Annotated in this window: 13 protein-coding genes and 1 tRNA gene; all 14 read right to left on the reverse strand. The window is 37.8% G+C overall.

Translation table 11 applies throughout. From position 1 onward, the window contains the following. Positions 1-649 precede the first annotated feature (649 nt). The 14 genes from D7D54_RS04410 to cshA all read right to left on the reverse strand — a co-directional run bounded on the left by D7D54_RS04410 (position 650) and on the right by cshA (position 20,773). Positions 650-7,141 carry a S8 family serine peptidase gene (locus D7D54_RS04410; RefSeq protein WP_120718897.1) on the reverse strand — a complete coding sequence of 2,164 codons (6,492 nt, stop codon included), beginning with the start codon at positions 7,139-7,141 and terminating at the stop codon, positions 650-652. A gap of 736 nt (positions 7,142-7,877) precedes the next feature. Next, positions 7,878-8,663: an ABC transporter permease gene (locus D7D54_RS04415; protein WP_120718898.1), complete on the reverse strand. Its 786-nt coding sequence runs from the start codon at positions 8,661-8,663 to the stop codon at positions 7,878-7,880. A 1-nt stretch (position 8,664) separates the two neighbouring features. After that, positions 8,665-9,483 (reverse strand): ABC transporter permease, encoded by an 819-nt coding sequence (locus D7D54_RS04420; protein ID WP_120718899.1) that lies wholly within the window; start codon positions 9,481-9,483, stop codon positions 8,665-8,667. A 1-nt stretch (position 9,484) separates the two neighbouring features. Further along, the gene (locus D7D54_RS04425) at positions 9,485-10,477 is read right to left on the reverse strand and encodes an ABC transporter ATP-binding protein (RefSeq protein WP_120718900.1); all 993 of its coding nucleotides are present in this window, start codon (positions 10,475-10,477) and stop codon (positions 9,485-9,487) included. Positions 10,478-10,758: 281 nt separating this feature from the next. Further along, the gene (locus D7D54_RS04435) at positions 10,759-11,640 is read right to left on the reverse strand and encodes a class II fructose-bisphosphate aldolase (RefSeq protein ID WP_020903157.1); all 882 of its coding nucleotides are present in this window, start codon (positions 11,638-11,640) and stop codon (positions 10,759-10,761) included. 140 nt (positions 11,641-11,780) lie between these two features. Continuing rightward, the gene (gene vncS, locus D7D54_RS04440; RefSeq protein ID WP_120718902.1) at positions 11,781-13,109 is read right to left on the reverse strand and encodes a sensor histidine kinase VncS; all 1,329 of its coding nucleotides are present in this window, start codon (positions 13,107-13,109) and stop codon (positions 11,781-11,783) included. Continuing rightward, positions 13,106-13,762 carry a response regulator transcription factor VncR gene (vncR, locus tag D7D54_RS04445; RefSeq protein WP_120718903.1) on the reverse strand — a complete coding sequence of 219 codons (657 nt, stop codon included), beginning with the start codon at positions 13,760-13,762 and terminating at the stop codon, positions 13,106-13,108. The genes vncS and vncR overlap by 4 nt, the downstream gene beginning before the upstream one ends. 142 nt (positions 13,763-13,904) lie before the next feature. Continuing rightward, on the reverse strand, positions 13,905-15,284 hold the full coding sequence (gene vex3 / locus D7D54_RS04450; protein ID WP_120718904.1) for an ABC transporter permease subunit Vex3: 1,380 nt from the start codon (positions 15,282-15,284) through the stop codon (positions 13,905-13,907). 55 nt (positions 15,285-15,339) lie between these two features. Next, positions 15,340-15,987 carry an ABC transporter ATP-binding subunit Vex2 gene (vex2, locus tag D7D54_RS04455; RefSeq protein WP_000173751.1) on the reverse strand — a complete coding sequence of 216 codons (648 nt, stop codon included), beginning with the start codon at positions 15,985-15,987 and terminating at the stop codon, positions 15,340-15,342. Positions 15,988-15,999: 12 nt separating this feature from the next. Further along, positions 16,000-17,277, reverse strand: coding sequence for an ABC transporter permease (locus tag D7D54_RS04460; RefSeq protein WP_120718905.1), 1,278 nt, complete (start codon positions 17,275-17,277; stop codon positions 16,000-16,002). 136 nt (positions 17,278-17,413) lie between these two features. Then, positions 17,414-17,499 (reverse strand) — tRNA-Leu (locus tag D7D54_RS04465). An 80-nt stretch (positions 17,500-17,579) separates the two neighbouring features. Then, the gene (locus D7D54_RS04470) at positions 17,580-18,155 is read right to left on the reverse strand and encodes a cysteine hydrolase family protein (RefSeq protein ID WP_045605990.1); all 576 of its coding nucleotides are present in this window, start codon (positions 18,153-18,155) and stop codon (positions 17,580-17,582) included. Then, a complete protein-coding gene (gene codY / locus D7D54_RS04475; protein WP_120718906.1) occupies positions 18,155-18,943 on the reverse strand; it encodes a GTP-sensing pleiotropic transcriptional regulator CodY in 789 nt (262 codons plus the stop codon). The genes D7D54_RS04470 and codY overlap by 1 nt, the downstream gene beginning before the upstream one ends. A gap of 255 nt (positions 18,944-19,198) precedes the next feature. Then, entirely contained in the window at positions 19,199-20,773 is a 1,575-nt protein-coding gene (gene cshA / locus D7D54_RS04485) for a degradosome RNA helicase CshA (RefSeq protein ID WP_120718907.1), read from the reverse strand. Between the last annotated feature and the right edge of the window lie 246 nt (positions 20,774-21,019).

Raw genomic sequence — 21,019 nt, forward strand, 5'->3', positions numbered from 1 at the left:
CCTATATCTTAGACAAATTCGCAAGATTTATCAGTATCCATGAATGGAAGGATTTTCAAAAGAAAACCAAGCAACTAATCCTAAAATATTGGTATCAATAGAATCATACATTAAACTCTATATCGAGTTTATTAACATAAATTATACCATAATTTTTAAGAATTTTATATATTTTTATAGTCTAACTATGATAATCAAAGGTAGCTATTCTTTCGTATTATTCACTTATATTTATAAAAATTATAATAGGCGTATTTACTTATCATATTGCATATAGACTATACTTAAAATAAATAACCAAAAAGTGATTAAATCAAGATATTATTTCACGCTTGTTAGGATTCAATTTGAGAAAATTAGTCTGTACTTCATCAAATAAATCTTGAGTTTTTACTACAATTGTAAAAGCACAATTTTTAATATATAGTTCGATACCGTATTTTGTGAAATTGGTAAAATTCAAAAAATCTTCTTATCTGTAATAAGAAGATTTTTTGTTATCTAAATGAAGTCCATTAATACATTCTAAAAGAGTATAATTATCAATGTAAACTTAAGAATTAAGTATTAAATAGTAATTGTCAGCAAACTGTTTAACCATCACAGTATCTAATCTCAACACATAAACATCTTTTCTATAGATTTTGTCTTAATCTTGATCTTTTTTCTTCAATCCAAGAAGCGCTCCTACTATAAACAATATTCCAGCAATGAATGGTGTAAGAACTGCTCTAACTGTTCCGGTTTTTGGCAACCTATCAGAATGGTTAGTATCCGACTTACTATCAATGTTAGTATGTTTATTAGCTATGTTCGCTTGTTTATTAAGATAGACTTCCTTCTTATTTTCAAAGTTTTTATCAAGAACTGTAGTTGTAACATCCTTAGTTGAATCAGATTTTTGTGAATGATTTGCTCTTTGTAAGTCCTCTCTTCTATGACTTTGATTTAATTGACTAGGATTTACCTGTGGGTTGTCTTTCTTTTTGGATACATCAAAAGTAGGTTTATTTTCCTCCTCCTTTTTCTCCTCTATTTTCTTGAATACAGGTTTTATAAGGGTATCTTTTGACACATTAATAACATAACCAGCATCTTTTTTCCCTTCGAAACCAGCAATTTCCCAACCATCAAATTGATAGCCTTCTTCTAATTCACCCTTATAGACAGGTAAAATGAAATCTTCTTCCGCCACTATCGTTGAACTCATTTCTTTTCCATTTTGAATGGTCACAGTTACTGTATGAGGTTTTAGTTCGCTTACCTCACCCGTATCTTTGTTTAAAATGAATTCTTTTACGGTTGTATTTCTTGCAAAATCTTTTACAAGAATCTTAATGTTTAGTGTCTTATCTGCTATTTGTTTAATATCATCAAATGATTTGTATTCTTTTCCATTTACATAAATATGTTGTTCTTGAATCTCACCATCGAATCCATTATTTCTTTTATCATTGATATTAAAGACTACAGATTTTCCATTAGCATATTCGATCCTAGTATTTCCCTTAGGATCAATCTTTACTTCTGGTTTAACATTATCATATAAAAATTGATAGTGTACTCCAACCGCTTTCGCATTCAAATCGCTATATCCAGTTCGAAGATAAACATTTCCATCCATGTCTGTTACCTTATCTGGAAATCCATTTGCTTTATAGTCTTTCATTCCCCAGTCCATGATGTCACCGTCTTTAACATTAAGCTTAATGTTAAAATCTCTAGTGTTATCAATGTGTAAATCTCCATAGATTAAATAATTATCTACAACTGATTCATTAACTCTCAACTCCCAGTTGAAACCACCCTTATCAGAAATCTTACCTCTTAAATAGAATTCTGGATTTCGTACATAAATTTTATTAGATTTAGATGGATTAAAGTAGTTCTTGTCCATTGAAAGATTTACTGGTTTTGCATCAATAAATAACGTAGAGCCATCTTCTTTTATAGCTTCTACATTGGATTTATCCTCCCCAGTGTACTCTTTACCATCCTTACCAAATAATACCAATTTAGAAGAATCTGTCACAAGATTTCCATCTTTATCGATTGCTTCCCCTTTATCATTCATTTTAAATGTAAACACTTGATACCTTACAATGTTAAAGCCGTCCAAAGCCGACATTAATACTGATTGAGTACTTCTTCCATCTTCAACATTTCTACTATCAGCATAAATTATTTTTTCTGATAAAACTCTTAGATTAGGATTGGCCTTTTGTATTTTTGCTATATCTTCCTGGCTATAGACTCCATTTCCTTCTAACATGTCCGTTTTTCCAGGATTATAGGTAGTCACTTTTAGTGCATAGCCTTTTCTTAGAATGATGTTATCCTTTAATAGATATTGTTGTTTTTCCGAATCAGAATAGACCTTCCCTGTTTCCATTTCCGTTAAATTGGTTGGTTTATTTTTTGAAAGATCTCCTTCTCCTAATTCTATTACATTCCCATAACTTGATGCATAGGGATATTCTGTTTTAGTTTCCTTATTTTTTTCAGGCATTCTAATATTCGTTTCAGCTTTTATCTGATCATCATCTTTAACAAAGAATCTCATATCTCCTGCAAAAGCTAATCCATCCACAATATCATTAATATTAGCGTATAAATCAAATGTCATCGTTTTTGAGTGGGAATCATACTTAGTCGTTTTGATTTCTATAGATTTATAGTTATTTCCATAATATACCTTGGCATTTTTAGAAACATTACTTATCTTTCCAAGAATTTCAAAGTGTCCATCTTTAGACGGGCTTAGAACACCATAAATTTTTGATTTGATTTCGTCAAGTTTTTCAGTTTCATATTGTAAGGCACTACCATCGTCATACGCAATGATATTTCCCTTATCATCGTATTTATAATCGTATTCCTCTATTCTCTTACCAGTTTCACTTGTAAAGTCATCAACTTCTCTAAATTTCTTTTTAATGAGTTTCTTTAAGTCTTTGCTTTCAAAGTCTCTAATTGTTGAAATGGCTTTATTGATAGTAAAGCTAGATTTTTCTTCGGTAGCCTCTTCATTGTCTTGATGATGTTCTACTTCAGTTGCATCTTTTTTAAGACTATCCTCTTTTCTATTTTCTAAATGTTTAAATTTAGATTCGGCAATCTCGCCAAGCTTTTGGTATTTAGATGAATCTTGATCAGGATCTACTAGATAATAGGAAATCATCCCCTTTTCATCAGCATGATCAGCAAATTTAATTCTATGAATCTTTGTGAAATTGCTAGAGCCATCTAGTGCAATGACTTCAATGATTTTTCCTCTTAAATCTCCTGCGCCTTTAATTTCATAAATGGTATTTCCATCTTTGTCAAGTTTCCTATTTCTTCCTTGACCCTCACCTGCATAAGTTACTTCAAGATTTTTCTCAACTTCTCCATCTTCATTAACAAGAGCGGCTCCTGCATACCAAACTTCGTTGGCAATCTCGTCAAATTTTTCAGGATGTTCTTTCTGATCTCTCGCAAATAAAGTTTCATTCTTGTATTGCTCTTTTACCTTATGATAAGTATCCTTTGTAATCAACTTAATTTTTTCAGGATTTGAAAAATCAACAGAAACAATCTTAGGTGCTGTGTTATCAATTTTTACAGGAATATAGGAAACCTGCCATGGATAATCTTTAGTTAATCTATATTTAAATTTATAGAAATATTGACCTTCTGCAATCGGTTCAAATTGACCTCTTATCTTAGTAGCAGGATCTTTGGTATCCTTGCTTTCTGGTGCATTTTCTTCTTTCCCTCTAGGGTTATAGATGAGTCCATCCCATTTCAAGTCACCCCAAACTTTTAGTTTAGAAGATTTGATTCCCTTTGCATCATTTCTTTTAGAGTTTAAAATTCCTTTAATAAAGTGTTCTCTCGAAATGACTTTTAAGTCGATTTGATTTTCTCCCTCTTTATTTGTATTTACTATTGAAATCATTCCTTCTTCTGCACTTCTTAATACAAGTGGAGAAGGTGTTAATCCTCTCTCAAGTTGAGCATCTTGAGGATTTCCATTTGAATCTAAAGGATAAATTTTAGCAATCTTAGAACCACTTGATGATGGTGCGTTGATCCCTTCGTTATTGAAAGCAAATAATTCTGGATTTTGATCTAGGGATGTTGTATTTTTATCTTTTCTATTTTGTATAACTCCTGCTGGATTAAATTTATCTATACCATGTTCTCCACCAATTCCCTTATTTAAGGTTCCTGGAATTTTCGGTTTACCATCATCATCATAACCTTCCATTGTTTTTGATTTTGACCCTTCTTCCCAGGCCCATTTATCAAGGATTGGTTCGTGGTTCCAATTCCCAGCAAATCCCATTAGAGGCATCGATAAAGAAGGTTGGAAATTTGTTTTCTTCCCATTGGAGTTCAGAGCTTCCATTTCTTCCACTGACTCAAAATGAATAAATGATTCTACAAATTTATTTTTGTTTTTAGCCTCTCCAACATTTATAACCGCATTTAAATCAAAGCTAGAATTTGGTCCTATAGTGAAAGTGTCATGCTCAAATGTGATATTTGCTCCTTTGACTTTTTCTGGGTGAATTTCTGGAACAATTTGCTTCCCATCTGGAGATTTTTCATCTTTATATGTTTCATCCAGTTTGAGTCTGTCAGTTAGAGCATCTGTAGTTACGGTTGATGCTGAAACTTTAAAGGTCAAAGGTCTGTTTGATGTATTGTGAAGCTTAATTGTAAAATATTTTTTATCTCCTTTTATTTCTTTAAGAGAAATAGAACCATAAGAGTTTACTAAACCTTTAGAATCTGTGTTTTTGAAAGTCGCTACAACTTCATTTCTCAATGCATTGGCAACATTAATTAGCCCTGCCCCCTGTTGTCTAGGTGATGCAAAGTATTGACTTTTTTCTTTCCAAGACGTTGCATCCATCATAGGACGTGCAGTATTTTGTAGGGCTATTTTTGTAAGACTTGTAAGATCTATTTTGTCATCTCCCTTAAGATTTTTCAATACAGGTCTTTCAAGCATTTCCTTTAACTTTGGTCTAATCAAGACAGTAGAAGCTGCTACGATTGGAGTTGCCATACTAGTTCCTGACATATAGCCATAAGTTGATTTCCCATTAATGACATTGAGAGTGGATTTAATATTTTTACCAGGTGCTGAAACATCAGGTTTTAAAAGTAAATCTGTTCTCGGTCCCCAAGATGTGGACCCTGCTGGGACTATGATATCTTCTTTATACAGTTCTTTGTCTGTGTCAGATGCAAACTTAAAGTCAATTTCTTTTTCATCACCTACATTCGGTTTATTAGAATTATAGCTTGCCATATCAATTGGATAGTATTGCTCCAATTTATCTTTAAAATCTTCTTTATTATTTCTTTTGACTTTAGTTTTTTTATCAGGGTTAATCATGTTCCATAACTTTACACCATCATCTCCTGAAATTGAGAAAACTTGACTAGTAGTTCCTTCATCCTCCTCATATCCCATAGCTGGGAGCTCTGTCCAATTATCTCTATTGTAGTAATTTACAGTATTTACAACCATAATGGCGCGTGCACCCTTATCCGTTGCTCGTTTAAAAGCATCTTTTAAATCCTTGGTATAAATTCGATCCATTACTGCAATTTTGCCCTTAAGATCCAATCCTATCAAATCTTTGTCTTGGCCTTTTCCTATATATACAAATTTCAATTTATCAGGAGCTTTTGAACCATCTTCGTTTGTTATGATTTTATTCTTATCGAAAAAGGCCCCTATATTTCTATATTTAAAACTTTCTCCTCCAATCTTAACTTTGTCAAACTCAACTGTTTGATTTTTAGCAGAAGCAACTGCTATCGCATCTTCATGTGCTGCAGTTCGTGTTACATTTCCAGTGTCGGTCATTTTCAGATTATTATTTGCCACTAAATCCCATGAAGAACTTGAAGCAGAAGTTGCATAGTTACCTGTAGCTACGACCATTGGAATGCCTGCTTTTCTTAACGCTCTAATAGCTTGCCAATATTTCTCACCTACAAGGCCCGTTCCTGTAAAGCCAGATGATACCGAAACAACATCAACATTGTGTTTGATTGAATCTTCAATAGCATGAAACATTGTTTCATCTCCTGCGAAGCCAGACCCTGCGTCAGAGTACATTTTATAAGAGAAGATCTGTGCATTAGGAGCAATTCCATCTATGCCGTTAAAGTTTTTGATATCTTTTTCAGTATCATTTCCTGCAAGAATCCCAGCAATATGCATCCCATGTGGATCAAAATAATCGCTTCCATCATCAGCTTTTTCTACAGTAATTTTACCACCATTATAATAATTGAAAGCATGAGGAATTTTATCACTCAACCAGAAATTTTTATCAGTACCCTTTAAGTCTTCTTTTTTAAATCTCATTGAGTCTTTGGCATCATCATCGATTCTCATAGCCTTATGCCTATAATCTGTCCCCGTATCGATGTTTGAAATAACCATACCCCGACCATCAAAGTTTTTCCCAAATGGTGCATTGATAGATTTTAGGTAATCGATTGCCTCTTCAACTCCAATTTCTTTTCTAGCATGATTCATCATAGGTTGGACTTTTTGTGACCTTTCAACCGATGAAATACCTTCTATTAGTTTAATTTTGTCCAGAGTATCTTTGGTTGTTTCAATAGCACTACCGTTAAAAATTCTATCATAAGTATATAAAACTTTTGTATTCTTAAGATTTGATAGTTCCTTGATTGCTTTTTCTCCAGATTCTTTATCTTTAAATTCAGCAATATAGACAAGTCTATCTTCTTTTTTGGGATTTTCTGTGTCTTTACTTGCAGACGAGTCTGCATTATCTCCTTTGTATTGATTGGAATCTTCTTTTTTGATTGTTGCTTTTTCATTGTTAGTTTTATTGTCTATCACAGATTCTTTACTAACAACTTCTTTTTCCTCAATAGCTGTTGTTTTCTTCTCTTCAGTATCCTTTGAAGTTTCTATAGCATTATGAATATCTTCATGTTTTTCTTTGTTTTCTTTTTGTTTATCTACTACTTTTTCTTTATCAGAGATACTTAAAGCATCTTCAGAACTAGATGTATCTGCTAAGACTACCTCATTAGGGACATATGCTGCTAAAATAACTGCAGCTGTGGTTAATGACAATACTGTACTTTTTTTCATTTTAATTCCTTACATATTTATTTAACTTCCAATAGATAGAAAACTTTAACTTTGCTAGCCTTTGTTATAAAAAGTTTTACTAAGTATTATCTAGGAAATAGAGTAGTACATTTATATATAATTGTTAGCTCTCTGAAAAATAGTATATCAATTAAAAAATTTTAAGTCAAGAAAAATTAATACCTATTAATTTTATTTTTAATGCGTGTTAAAAAAGATGCAAAAGTTTCGTACTTAACTGAGATACATTATCAGCACATTCACACCATAAAAAATAGTAGCAACCCAGTTGAAGCACTACCAGAATCACAAAGACAGACATAATTGATGCAATAACAATACTATTAAACAAAGTAAATAACCGATAAGAACTAGGCTTAACGGTTATTATATACTTATCTAATTTTTTTCAAATCTTCAGCCATATGTTCACCTGTGACCTAGGCTTTACGAGTGCCTTGCTCTAGCAACTAATACTCAATGAAAATCAAAAAGCAAACTAGGAAGCTAGCCACAGATTGCTAAAAGCACTGCTTTTAGGTTGTAGATAGAACTGACGAAGTCAGTAACATATGTACGACAAGGTGAAGCTGACGTGGTTTGAAGAGATTTTCGAAGAGTATAGGCTAAATCGGTGATTACACTTACAGTATAGCACTCTGAGAATAGATGTCAAGAAATTTTCATCTCTATTAGAAAAAGCCTGTCCGAAGACAAGGCTTTGAGTTTCTTCAACTTAAGAACCCGCACTTTCGTAGGCATCCAAGCCCCTATCCCAGAGTTTAAGGGAAATGACAAAGAAAACAAGGGAAATCAACATCAAACCTCCGATGTTAAAGATTACATCCTTGTCCTGCAAGAAATAGCTAGCAGGATAATAGGCCGTAAAGGCAAATGGCACGATAAAGCTAATCAACCATTGAAGGAGCGAATTGTAAATCGAAATCGGGTACTTAGCAAAATCATTAAACATATAGAAAATGTAAATCATGGCGCCTGACTGCTTGGTCCAAAAAGCGATACTGGCTGTCGCGATTTTCAAGGAAGTATAAATCAAGGTCGCAAAAGGAATGCATGCTAGGAAAAGCAGGAATTTTGGAAGAGTCCAAGCAATGCTAGTCACTGTTGCTGCTAGTAAAATACCACCAACCAAAAGTTCCCCCAAAGCATCAATTTGAAAGGTCTCAACTAAGATGTGAAAGAGAGGATTGATAGGACGAGTCAGATACTTGTCAAACTCTCCCTTTCTCACCAAGCGTTGTCCCAATGCCCAGAGATTATCAAAAAAGAGATGGTCAAGTCCCTTGGGAATCAAAGAAAAACCATAGATAAAGGCAATTTCTTGAAAAGTCCAACCTTCTAGGGATGGAATATGTTGAAAGATGACATTGAGAAACAAGAGGTTCAAGCCTTGTGTCAGAAAAACTCCCAGGACACCAACTACAAAATCCACCTTGTATTCCATGATTTGCTTGATGTATTGTCTGATAAAAATCAGATGCATGCGTTGATATTTTTTCATACTACCCTCCTTGAATGGTGATAAATGACTGGACTCGTTTCCAAATCAACTGAGACAAGCCCACCATCACTAAGAGCCAGAAAAACTGCAAAGCGAGCGCCTGAATCATCTGACTGGCATCGTATTTCCCAACAATAATCATGACCGGAGTGTAAATCAAGGATGAAAAAGGCAGGAAGGACAGAATATCTGAAACAACCTTTGGAAAGAAAGCCAAGGGAATCAAACTTCCAGACATAAAAGCCACTATGGAAGTCTTGAGTAGATTGGAACCCCAAAGATTTTTAAACACAAAGGCAGAAAATCCAAAGCAGATATTAAAGAAAAAGTTAATCAGATAGGCCAGCGTTAAGCTAAAAAGATAAAGGACAGTTAATCCCAGCACTTCTACCATCTCTTGCCCAGATAAGATTTTCATCAAAACAATGACACTTAAAAATGGAAGGCCAACGCTGATAAAAATCAACCACTTAGACCCAAGCTCGGTAAAAAGATAAGAGGCTGCAAAATGCACCGGTCTCAACAAGCGCATGATAATGGAACCATCCTTGACCTCCTCCCCAATCATAAAGGACGAATCTGACCTGGTCAAAAGATTGGTCACAAAACTCATAATGATGTAGAGGGTGATATCTGCCATACTAAATCCCTGAATCAAAGACTCTTGTGAGGAATCAAAGACAGCCTTCCAGAGATAAAAGGCCACAAAAGCCCCCATGACATCGCCAATCCGATAGAGAATAAAGTTGACTCGATAGGTAATCAACTCCTGAATCCCTGCATTAATAAAGGGTTTATAACGTCTCCACAATTTGACCATCTTAGAGCTCCTTTCGATAGAAGCGGCGGATAATATCCTCGATATCTGTATCCACCATTTTCAAATCGCGGATCTCAAAATCAGACAGGGTTTGCTTGATAATGTCAGCTGACTGGTAGCGAGAACTATCGAATTCAATGTTGAGACTATTCCCTTGTCTATCAATGGCCATATCAGGCAGGCCTTCATAGTAAGAAGCGAGATGACTTTGACCTGGTAGCAGTTCAAAGGAGAGCGTCTTCATCTTGCCAAAGGTTTCCTTGAGTTGGCTCACCGTTCCATCAAAAATCTCCTGCCCCTTATCAATCATAAAGATCCGATCACAGAGTTGCTCAATATCGCTCAGGTCATGAGTGGTCAAGAGAATGGTTGTTTCTTCCTCTTGATTGATTTGGGTGATAGCCCGACGAATATTGTCCTTGACCGAAACGTCCAAACCAATGGTCGGTTCATCTAAAAAGAGAACTTTAGGATTGTGAAGCAAGGAAGCTGCAATATCCGCCCGCATCCTTTGTCCCAGCGAAAGAGTTCTCACGGGATCCTTGATAAATTCCTTCAAATCCAAGACTTCATTCAAAAAATCCATGCGCTTATGGAAGAGCGAATCTGGCACATCGTAAATCTCTTTCAAGACCGTGTAGGTCTCTTGTAGAGCCAAATCCCACCATAGCTGGGTGCGTTGTCCAAAAACAACTCCAATATCTTTGACATAGTCTTGGCGATTATCCTGAGGAATCTTGCCGTTAATCCGACAAAAACCAGATGTCGGCTTTAAAATCCCAGTCAGCATTTTAATGGTGGTTGACTTTCCAGCACCATTTGCCCCAATGAAGCCTAAAATCTGCCCCTTAGGTACCTCAAAGGTCAAATCCTTGACTGCTTCAAAGGTCTGCTTTTCAGGATGAATAAAGGAGCGCAAAGCCCCTTTCAAGCCTGGTTCCTTAACTGTCTTCACAAAATTTTTCTGAAGATGTTCCACTTCTATCATTGCCATAAATCTCTCCCTATAGCAAGGAATTGCAACATTGTATTTTTGACTACAAATATTCTAAACCCTTACTTTCTACACCTTCTCAATATTATTACAGAAGGCTTTATACCAACCTATTATAGTCCAATAAAAAACGGAATGCAAGCGTTTGCCTGTAGATTATGAAATTAGAAATTTCTCTCCTAAAATAATACTTTTAAATCAAAAATTCTGGTTTCATCGTTTCCTTACAACACCAAAAAACCTGCCCAATGGGTAGGTTTCATCTGTATTATTCAGCTAGATTAAGCTTTACCTTCTGAACCGAATACGTCGATACGTTCTTCAACTGATGCTTGGATAGCTTTTACACCGTCAGCCAAGAATTTACGTGGGTCGAAGAGTTTTTTCTTGTCGTATTCTGCTTCGTTTGCTTCGTAGTCACGAGCAAATTTACGAGTTGCGTTAGCGAATGCGATTTGGCATTCAGTGTTAACGTTAACTTTCGCAACACCAAGTTTGATAGCTGCTTGGATTTGCTCATCAGGAATACCTGATCCACCGTGCAATACGATTGGGAATCCTGGAACAGCTTCAGTCAATTTTTGCAAGTGATCAAGGTGAAGACCTTTCCAGTTTGCTGGGTAAGGACCGTGGATGTTACCGATACCAGCTGCCAAGAAGTCGATACCAGTTTCAACCATTGCTTTAGCGTCTTCGATTGGAGCCAATTCACCATCACCGATGATTCCGTCTTCTTCACCACCGATAGTACCAACTTCAGCTTCCACTGATACACCATTTGCATGAGCAAATTCTACAACTTTACGAGCTTTATCAAGGTTTTCTTCAACTGGAAGGTGTGAACCGTCAAACATAACTGAAGTATAACCAACTCGGATACACTCAAGTGCATCTTCGTAGTGACCGTGGTCAAGGTGGATAGCTACTGGTACAGTGATACCCATTGATTCAACAAGGTTAGCGATCAAGTTGCGAGCAACTTTGTAACCACCCATGTACTTAGCAGCCCCCATTGAAGTTTGGATCAAAACTGGAGCTTTTTTAGCTTCTGCTGCGCGCAAGATAGCTTGAGTCCACTCAAGGTTGTTTGTGTTAAATCCACCAACTGCATAACCGTTGTCACGAGCTGCTTGGACAAATTTTTCTGCTGAAACGATTGCCATTTTATCAGGCCTCCTGTATATTTTTATGGGTCATCCCATTTACATTGTTCATTTTATCACTTTTTGACAAAAAAATCTAGTTTTTCCCGCAGTTTCGATTGAATTTCTTCTAGCTTCATCTATGTAAACCCTTTCTCTGACTAGTCTTGGGCAACTTTTGGAAAAGCTATATAGAAGGTTAAACGATTCTCCTGCATATCGAAATGATAGGGTAATTTTTCATGTTCTAATAGACTCTTGACCACAAAGAGTCCCATCCCAGAACCCTTAGCCTTGCGACTAGCATTGTCAGAAAAAGACTGGGCCAGTTTTTCTTGTTCTTCAAGACTACAGCTATTCTCGATAAAAAGTTCCCCTTCTCTTTCGCCAATGCGAACCAAGCCACCTGGAACAGAATGCTTGATAGCATTGCTGATGAGATTAGACAGGATTAACTTCATGACAGATGGATTTAGATAAGCCTGCTGGTGGTTCAAACTATTGTCAATCTGAAGTTCTCTCTCCTTGGCTAGCAAGGCATAATCCTTAACTAGAATTTGCGTCATCTGGAGTAAATCAATTGTTTCCCTATCATCTCGTAATTCCTGCACAGAAGAGAGGGAAAGTATCTGGAGAACATGGTGATTGAGCTCATCCACAATCCCCAGGGCAACTCCCAGATAGTGGTCTCTATCCTTATAGCGGCCGATATTTTCTTTCATGTTTTCGATCAGGATTTTCAAACTAGCCAGAGGTGTTTTCAATTCATGAGAAGCCCCTCGTAGGAATTCGACCTTCATCTTTTCCAGCTGTAGAATAGCTTCATTCTTGTCATGCAAGTCCGCAATAACAGTCAAAAGATGCTGGTAAAGGCTATTGATTTGTTCCTTGAGATCACCAATCTCATCTCTAGAATCCACTCGCAATCGCACTTGAGCATCCAGTTCCATCATCCGTCGGGTCACCCGCTTGATTTCCAAAATCGGGGCAACAATGGTCCGAGCATAGATGTAAGCCACCAAAAGTGAAATCAGAAAGGATGCCAGCAAGGTATAGGGAAGAAACTGGAGACTGATCTGCTCTGCTTCCTTTTGCAAATCCATGGACGCTAAAAACTGGAGGGTCATGGTACCACCGTCTTGCGTTGTCACCTCGCGCTCCTCGATAAAAAGAGAGGTTGTCTGACGGTCTGTATCCAGAGGAAGACTGTCCTTGACTTCTAACTTGTCCTCAGTCATCTCTCCCTTTACTGTCCCCTTGATCTCACTGGTCTGGGAATACAAGTCTAAGACTTGCTCGATGCTCTGCCTATCCTTACCTTCTAGGGACTGGGCAATGGCTGTTGCTTTCTGACCAATAGTTTCCTGACGATGGCTAAGATAAGTCGAGGGAAAGAGAAAATAAATGGCTAAATGAAGGCAAATAACTAGAACACTAAAAATCGAGAAGGTGTATATAAATATCTTTGTAAATAAACCTGTTCGTTTCATTTTCGCTCCAATTTATAACCAACATTGCGCACAGTGACGATGCAGTCCAAGTCTAACTTTTTCCGCAGTTCCTTGATATAAACATCAATAACACGATCAAAGGGAACCTCATCTGTCGCCTTCCAGACGGCATCGATAATCTGAGAACGAGTCAAGGCCCGTCCTTCATTTTTTACCAAGTAGTCAAGGATTTCTAACTCTTTGGCATTAACAGCTACTTCCTCACCTGCTAGGCTTGCACTGTAGCTTTCAAAGTCCACCTTGGCATCCTTATAAGAGAAGATTCGTCCTGTATCGTAGTATCGCTTGAAAATCGCGTCCACCCTCACTTTTAAGAGGGAGAGGGAGAAAGGTTTTTCCAGATAGCCATCTGCCAGAGAGGCAAAAGCACTCATCTTGTATTCCTCATCCTGAAAAGCTGTCAACATCAATACAGGGACTTGGCTGGTTTTGCGAATCTCAGCTAGAACTTCTAGACCATTGAGCTTGGGCATCTGGATATCTAGTAAAACCAAGGCTACTTCATAGCTGGAAAATTTTTCTAAGGCTTCTTGCCCATCTGCAGCCTCAATGGTTTCATAGCCACAATCTGTCAAATAATCACTGATCCCCTCACGGATCATCTCTTCATCTTCTACAATTAAAATTTTCATAGAAAAAACGTTTCATATTCCTTTAAATTTCTTGTAAATCATCTCAAGTTCATCCTGAAAGAAAGAGGCCTTATCAAGATAAAATAGATAAAAATGCTACCTATATTATACCCCATTTAGGGGAGAATAGGTAGCAAGTTTGTTATTCGCTATCCAGCAGAAGCTCTTTTGGTTGTTTTCTTAGGAGATTGCTTGAAGCAAGCGCCATAACGAGAACCACTAGAACCAAGGCAAGGACAAAGACGATGATAAAATCTGATGTCTGAATAGAAATATCTAGGCTCGACAAGGTCTTGCTAAAGCCATCTACTTCTGCACCACCACCAAGGTTAGAGGCTTGAGCAGCCTTGCCAGCTTCCTTGGCAATGCCTGAAGTGACATTGGCAAGAACAGTATTTCCGATTGCACGCGCTGTGTAAGTAGCTAAGAAGTAAGCAGAAACAAGAGCAGGGATGGCAATCAAGATGGATTCAGTGATGAATTGACCCAAGATACTTGCCTGCTTGAGACCGATAGAGAGGAGAATACCCACTTCCTTGCGACGGGCATTGATCCAAAGGCTGAGCAAGAGGGCAAGGAGAAGGACCGAGAAGCTCAAGCTGCCCCAGAAGAGGAGGTTAGCCATCTTGTACATACCAGAGATGGATTGCTCAAGAGCTGGGTAGTTAGAGGAGCTCTTAACTAAAGTATAGCTCTTCCAATTGATACCACTGATGCCATTCAACTCTTTCATAACATCATCCAAGTTCTTGTCCGCTGTTACAAAGAAGGTTGCGTCCCCATAAATAGCTGTGTCCTCTGTGTATCCATAAAGCTTTGCAGCAGTGTGAATGTCTGTGATAGCTGTATTTTCATAGAGTTCTTGTGAGTAGGTTACTGCTGACTTATTATGACCATCAAAGAGTCCCTTGATTGTCACTTCGACTGTTTCCTTGGCTCCTTTTTCATTGTCTGCATCGTAGATATTGGAGTCTAGTTTAACCTTATCCCCGACTTTCCAGCCATGTTTGGCTGCCAAGTCCTTGTGCAGGAGGATCTTGTCCTTGTCGTCGTTTGTTAAGTGCTCTCCTTCAACCAATTTATAAGAACCAGAGACAAACTTGTCTTCTTTAGAGGAGTCATTGACACCTGTAATCATCAAGCTACTTCCAAAATGTTTGGCACGGTCAGGTGTCAGATTTTTCTTGGTTTCTGGAGTTTCGATAAGTTCATAGCCAGTCAAATCTCCAATAGCGTTGATGCGTTTCACGTAAGACTCAATAGCCTTGTTTTCGGTGATTTTTTTGATATCTTCACCTTTAATATTCCCAGCACCACGTGGCGTTCCTTGATTGACGCGACGATTGATTTGCATGGAGAAGCTATTGGTGATATTTTTAAAGGTCTCCTGAGAAGCCTTGGCAGTAGCTCCCTTGATTGACAAGCCAACCAAACTCAAGCTCGCCATGAGGAGAATAATCAGGAAGATGACAATCGATTTGAAAAACTTCCTTGTAACATAGGCAAATGCGTTGTGTAACATAGGTTCCCTTTCTAGATGTTATTCTATTTTATAGTTCGAACAGAAAAAGCTCGTATTATTTCGTAGTATTGCGAGTTTCAGTCAGTTTCTTATCCTTCAACTCAAGTGTAATATCTGACGCTTGTGCCACTTCTTTGCTGTGAGTTACTACGATGACACATTTACCTGTTTTCTGGGCAAGTGATTTGAGCAGTTCGACAATATCTCCAGCAGTTTTAGGGTCCAGATTTCCCGTTGGCTCATCCGCTAGAATAACTGGAGCTTCTGATACCAAACTACGAGCAATAGCAACACGTTGCTGTTGACCACCTGATAACTGGAGAACATTCCGCTTGATCTGACTTTCATCCAAACCAAGCTCAAGCAGTGTATCCTTGCTTGCCTTTTTGTTGACCAAGCGGATATTTTCCAGTGGAGAAAGATAATCTATCAAGTTATAATTTTGAAAGACCAGGGAAATATGGTGCATGCGATGGTAAGAATAGCCCTTCTTACGAATATCCTCTCCTTGAAAAAGGATAGAACCTTCAACAGGACTATCTAGACCAGCAAGTAGGGACAAGAGTGTGGATTTTCCTGCTCCTGACTCACCAATAATACTGTAAAATTTCCCGGGTTCAAAATTATAATTGATCTGATATAGGACTGCTTCAGCAGTATTCTTATAACGGTAGGTAACATCTTGTAATTGTAATAAAGTCATGATTTCTCCTTCTTAACTAATAGATGATAAAATTTCTTTCGGTGATTTTCTAAATAAGAATAGGAAACAAAGGGCTACTGACAAGCAACTAATCAACAACAGAAAGACATAGGACTCTGCAAAAGATAATAAACTACTTGATAGACCACTTGTTTTGGCTAGTGTATTTTGTAAGCTTGCCTGATCTCCACTTGCTAGTAGAGTTTGAAGTAGGTAAGATGTGATTGCGTTTCCTGCAACAAATGCTGGAAGCAAAGCACCAAGAGATACCAAAACTACCTCTAAACAGAATTGTAGGAAGATCGAGCTCTTACCTTTTCCAAGTGCCAGAAGGATTCCCACTTCGTAGATTCTTTCCCTCAACCAGAGAGATAAGACCAGAATTAAGGCCCCTGCTCCAGCTATCAACATCCCATAAAGGAAAATGGTCAGAAAGGTTTGGAAGGTTGCAACTGAGTCTTTGATTTGTTCAAAGGCCTTGTTTTCCTTCTCAACTTGGTAACCTTGATTTTCCAAGGCCAAGTTTTCCACCTGCTTCATGAGTCCGTCCATTTCCTTGGGATTTTCTACATAGAAGCGCGCTGCACTGACTTGCGGTTCACTATTTCCCAAAAGGCTTTGGCTACTTTCATAGTCTGTAAAGACTTGATTTTCACTGAAGTCAGAAGACAAGCCTGTAAATTTCTCTTGTTTTTTACCAGAAAAGATGCCAACAATCTCAAACTCTACTGTTTGCCCTTTGCCAGCTTCTGACTGTCCAGCATCCAAGCGAATCTTGTCATGAAGCGAAAGACCATTCTTCTTAGCCAACTCTTCGTGGATGATGATTTTCTTTGCATCCCCTTTTTGAAGGTGTCGCCCTTCTTTTAGGTTGAAAGCCGAGCTAGTAAAGGTCACATCCTTGGATGAATCCTCAAGAGCCGTTAAGCTAACCAAATTCTTATCCGCAGCGGACAAATCATCACGTTCTACGCTCTGCTCGCCACTCACTGCTTCCTTGTCTTTTAGTTTTGCGACCGTCTCGAGCTCAGGAGAAACATTTTCCAGTCCCTTAATCTTGCTTACAGATGCTAGGTCTGACAACTTGAATGTCTGACCATTTTCTATCTTTTTAATAGAAAAAGATGTGTTGAGTGATTTGTAAAGATTGGTTTCCACTGTTTTGTTGGACTTCATCAGAGTCAAACAGGCTGAAATTCCAGCCAATAGGACCAATAAAATCAGAAATAAAATAAAACTTCTCAGTCGTTTTCTGCTGACATAAGCCCAAGCTCTTTGGATTGGATTCATTTGTCACCTCCATATTTGTAAGACTATTATAAAATTCAAATATGAAATGTTTATGAAATACAAAAAAAGAGCAAAAATTTTTTGCTCTACTTGAATTAGATAAAAAAAGAGCTAGCTTAAGCTAACTCTTATCCTATGCGGAGAGAGGGACTTGAACCCTCACGACCTAAAGCGGTCACAGGATCCTTAGTCCTGCGCGTCTGCCAATTCCGCCATCCCCGCGTCGATTACTTTACTAGTATATCAACTTTTAGGATGCTTGTCAACACTTTTTTTCAATTTTTTTCATTTCATCAACCAAATTACTCTGAAATTTCATTTAGATTTTCATCTACTAACTTAGCTCCAAGTGTATTTTTGAAATGACCTAGGGCAAATTGATGATTTTCAGGCCAGATGGAAGCAACAGCTGGTTTAACAATCTCGATGTCATATCCTAGATTATAGGCATCTATAGCTGTATGCAGGACACAGATATCCGTCAAGACTCCTGTTAAGATAACTGTAGAAATTCGACGCTCTCTCAAACGGATATCCAGGTCAGTCCCTGAAAAAGCAGAGTAATGGCGTTTATCCATCCAAAAGACACGACTGTCTGAACCATGCTCTTGATAAAAGGTCCCCAAATCTCCGTATAAATTCCGTCCGCTAGTTCCAATCAAATTGTGGGGAGGAAACAGCTTGCTTTCTGGATGGAAACAATCGTTTTCTTCATGAGCATCAATGGTAAAGAAGATGTAGTCTCCTCGTTCAAAAGCTAATCGAGTCACCTTGCTAATAGCTTCCGAAATTGCCTGAGCTGGAGCGCCTGCTGTCAATTTTCCACTATCAGCAACAAAATCTTCTGTATAATCAATCGAAATTAAAGCCTTAGTCATTAGTAATCTCTTTTCTTCACTTCTTCAAAAATATCTGAAATCAAGACCTTAAGATAGGTTCCCTTCATTCCAAGTGAGCGACTTTCAATAATCCCTGCAGACTCAAGTTTACGAAGAGCATTGACAATCACAGAGCGGGTGATTCCGATACGGTCTGCAATCACAGACGCAGTCAATTGCCCTTCATTTCCATTTAATTCCCCTAAAATTGCTGAAACAGCGCGGAGTTCTGAATAAGAAAGGGTGTTAACTGCCATGGTAACAGCAGTACGGCGACGGATATTTTTCTCATCTTCTTCACGCTGGAAGTTAAGGAGTTGAATTCCAACAACGGTACTCGCAATCTCAACAAGAATCAAATCCTCGTCTTCGAATTTTTTATCATTGCGCCAAATAATCAAAGAACCAAGGCGAATCCCTGATACATGAATCGGTGCAATAGTCGTCAAACCATCTGGAAAGTCTGCACGACTCTCCACAGGGAAAATACTCAAATCATGATCAACTGTCAGATTGGCTTCTGTATCGTAAATCATGTTCGCACCTTGAATGTACTCATCCGGGAAAATCTTAGTTTGGAAGAATTGCTCTACACGATCTGTATTGGTTTTGTAACGCATAAAATAGCCAAGGAGACGTCCCTTGCTATTGACGATGCAGGCGTTACAGTCAATAATGTCTGCCAATTGACGGGTAATCGCATTGTAGGGAAGTTCTTCCTGCAACTGCTCCTCTGAGCGCTTCAGGATAGACGTAATTTTTCTAGTTTTTTCTAATAAATGTGCCATTTTTCACCTCGAATATAATCGCTATCATTATAACATAAACAGCTTGAATTTTCAATTATTATCTGAAAATTGCTTATTTAATTGCAATTTGAAAAAACAAGAATATTTTTAATTAAATTGCTTCTTTTCTATTGACAAGCTCCCTCTTTTTGTGTATTATAATATTACAAGAAGATAATATATCTATTTTATTTATCTTTCTTTTACATTCGGTCTCCTTATATAAAAAAGCGATTCATATTGAACCGCTTTTTCTTATTTATCACCCTTGTTACGAATCACAAATCCTGTTTTCTTTTCGCTTGAAGTATTGCGTGGTTTTTTATTATCCTTACGGTAACGTTTTTCCTTATCAAAACGATCGTTGCTACGACTTCCTTTTTTAAAATCATCACGACAACCATTGCCACGGCGATCACGGTCTCGACGGTCGTCCCCACGACGGCTTCCACGACTTCCCTTAGCTTTACCACCGAAGCCATTACCTGATGGTTTAAATGGAAGTGGTTTTTCACGTGCAATCTCCACTTCAGGAAGACTATCTGGATCTTGAACAGTCAAACTCAAGATATACATCGCCAATTCTTCTGGAGTAAATTCAGCAGCTAACTTACGAGCATCCTTGCCGAATTTCTCAAAGTTGGCACGGATAGTCTCATCTGCAAAATCACGTTCAATTTTCTTGAGAGCTACGTGTTTTTTAGCTTGGAAGGCTTCTTCTGCACTTGCAGGTTTGAGACCTTTCATGCGTTTCTTAGTCAAGTTCTCAATGATTTGGAGGTAGCCCATTTCATTTGGTGATACGAAGGTAATCGATTGACCTGACTTACCAGCACGACCTGTACGACCGATACGGTGAACATAACTTTCCGGATCTTGTGGAATATCGTAGTTATAGACATGAGTCACACCTGAAATATCCAAGCCACGCGCTGCAACGTCTGTCGCAACCAAAACATCAAGATTTCCATTTTTAAAGTCACGAAGAACACGAAGACGTTTGTTTTGGTCTAGGTCGCCATGAATTCCTTCTGCGCGGAAGCCTCGGATTTTAAGACCACGAGTCAATTCATCTACACGGCGTTTTGTACGACCAAATACGATAGCAAGTTCTGGTTGTTCCACATCCATGAGACGAGTCATGGTATCAAATTTTTCTTGTTCCTTAATTCGAATATAGTATTGGTCAACCAATTCTGTTGTTAATTCTTTAGCAGCAATCTTGACATGCTCCGGTTCTTTCATGAACTGAACACCGATACGTTTGATGGCTTCAGGCATAGTTGCTGAGAAAAGTAAGGTTTGACGGCTTTCAGGGACACGGGAGATGATCGCTTCAATATCTTCGAGGAAGCCCATATTGAGCATTTCGTCAGCCTCATCAAGAATCAAAGTTTCAATATCTTGTAATTTCAAGGCCTTGCGTTTGATTAAGTCTAATAGACGTCCTGGTGTTCCTACAACAATATGAGCACCTGATTTAAGGGCCTTGATTTGTTTTTCAATACTAGAGCCTCCATAAACTGAGCGAACTTTTACACCCTTACTGCGACCAAAGCGGAAAAGTTCTTCTTGACTTTGGACAGCAAGTTCACGAGTTGGAGCGATAACCAAGGCTTGGATAGTCGCTTCTTCTGTACGGATTTTTTCAAGGGTTGGCAAGCCAAAGGCTGCAGTTTTTCCTGTACCAGTCTGAGCTTGACCGATAACGTCCTTACCTTCAAGAGCCAAGGGAATAGTTTGTTCTTGGATAGGGCTGGCTTCTACAAATCCAGCTTTTTCAATCTCTGCTAGCAAATCAGCAGACAAGTTTAATTCATTAAATTTCACGTTATTCTTCTTTCTAAAGGTGGTGCGAAGCCACCCTATAGGGCTTAGTTTATACTTTTCTTTTTATGACGTATTTTCATATACTGGATACAAAATCGTGTTGCTTCTTTTCCACAAAAGAAAAGTACTGTTTTCTTTGCAACCTATCTAGTATAACACAAGACCAGAACAAAAGATAGCCCAATCCATCGATAATGTCATGTAAACGATTTTTCTGAGAAAATAAGGCTGAAATTTCCACTATTT

It is taken from the genome of Streptococcus chosunensis (genome assembly GCF_003626515.1).
GTDB classification, from domain to species: Bacteria; Bacillota; Bacilli; order Lactobacillales; family Streptococcaceae; genus Streptococcus; species Streptococcus chosunensis.

Bases quoted from the DNA above. Each gene is read 5' to 3' on its own strand.
- D7D54_RS04410 (WP_120718897.1), bottom strand. From the start codon at position 7,141: ATGAAAAAAAGTACAGTATTGTCATTAACCACAGCTGCAGTTATTTTA.
- D7D54_RS04415 (WP_120718898.1), bottom strand. From the start codon at position 8,663: ATGAAAAAATATCAACGCATGCATCTGATTTTTATCAGACAATACATC.
- D7D54_RS04420 (WP_120718899.1), bottom strand. From the start codon at position 9,483: ATGGTCAAATTGTGGAGACGTTATAAACCCTTTATTAATGCAGGGATT.
- D7D54_RS04425 (WP_120718900.1), bottom strand. From the start codon at position 10,477: ATGGCAATGATAGAAGTGGAACATCTTCAGAAAAATTTTGTGAAGACA.
- D7D54_RS04435 (WP_020903157.1), bottom strand. From the start codon at position 11,640: ATGGCAATCGTTTCAGCAGAAAAATTTGTCCAAGCAGCTCGTGACAAC.
- vncS (WP_120718902.1), bottom strand. From the start codon at position 13,109: ATGAAACGAACAGGTTTATTTACAAAGATATTTATATACACCTTCTCG.
- vncR (WP_120718903.1), bottom strand. From the start codon at position 13,762: ATGAAAATTTTAATTGTAGAAGATGAAGAGATGATCCGTGAGGGGATC.
- vex3 (WP_120718904.1), bottom strand. From the start codon at position 15,284: ATGTTACACAACGCATTTGCCTATGTTACAAGGAAGTTTTTCAAATCG.
- vex2 (WP_000173751.1), bottom strand. From the start codon at position 15,987: ATGACTTTATTACAATTACAAGATGTTACCTACCGTTATAAGAATACT.
- D7D54_RS04460 (WP_120718905.1), bottom strand. From the start codon at position 17,277: ATGAATCCAATCCAAAGAGCTTGGGCTTATGTCAGCAGAAAACGACTG.
- D7D54_RS04470 (WP_045605990.1), bottom strand. From the start codon at position 18,155: ATGACTAAGGCTTTAATTTCGATTGATTATACAGAAGATTTTGTTGCT.
- codY (WP_120718906.1), bottom strand. From the start codon at position 18,943: ATGGCACATTTATTAGAAAAAACTAGAAAAATTACGTCTATCCTGAAG.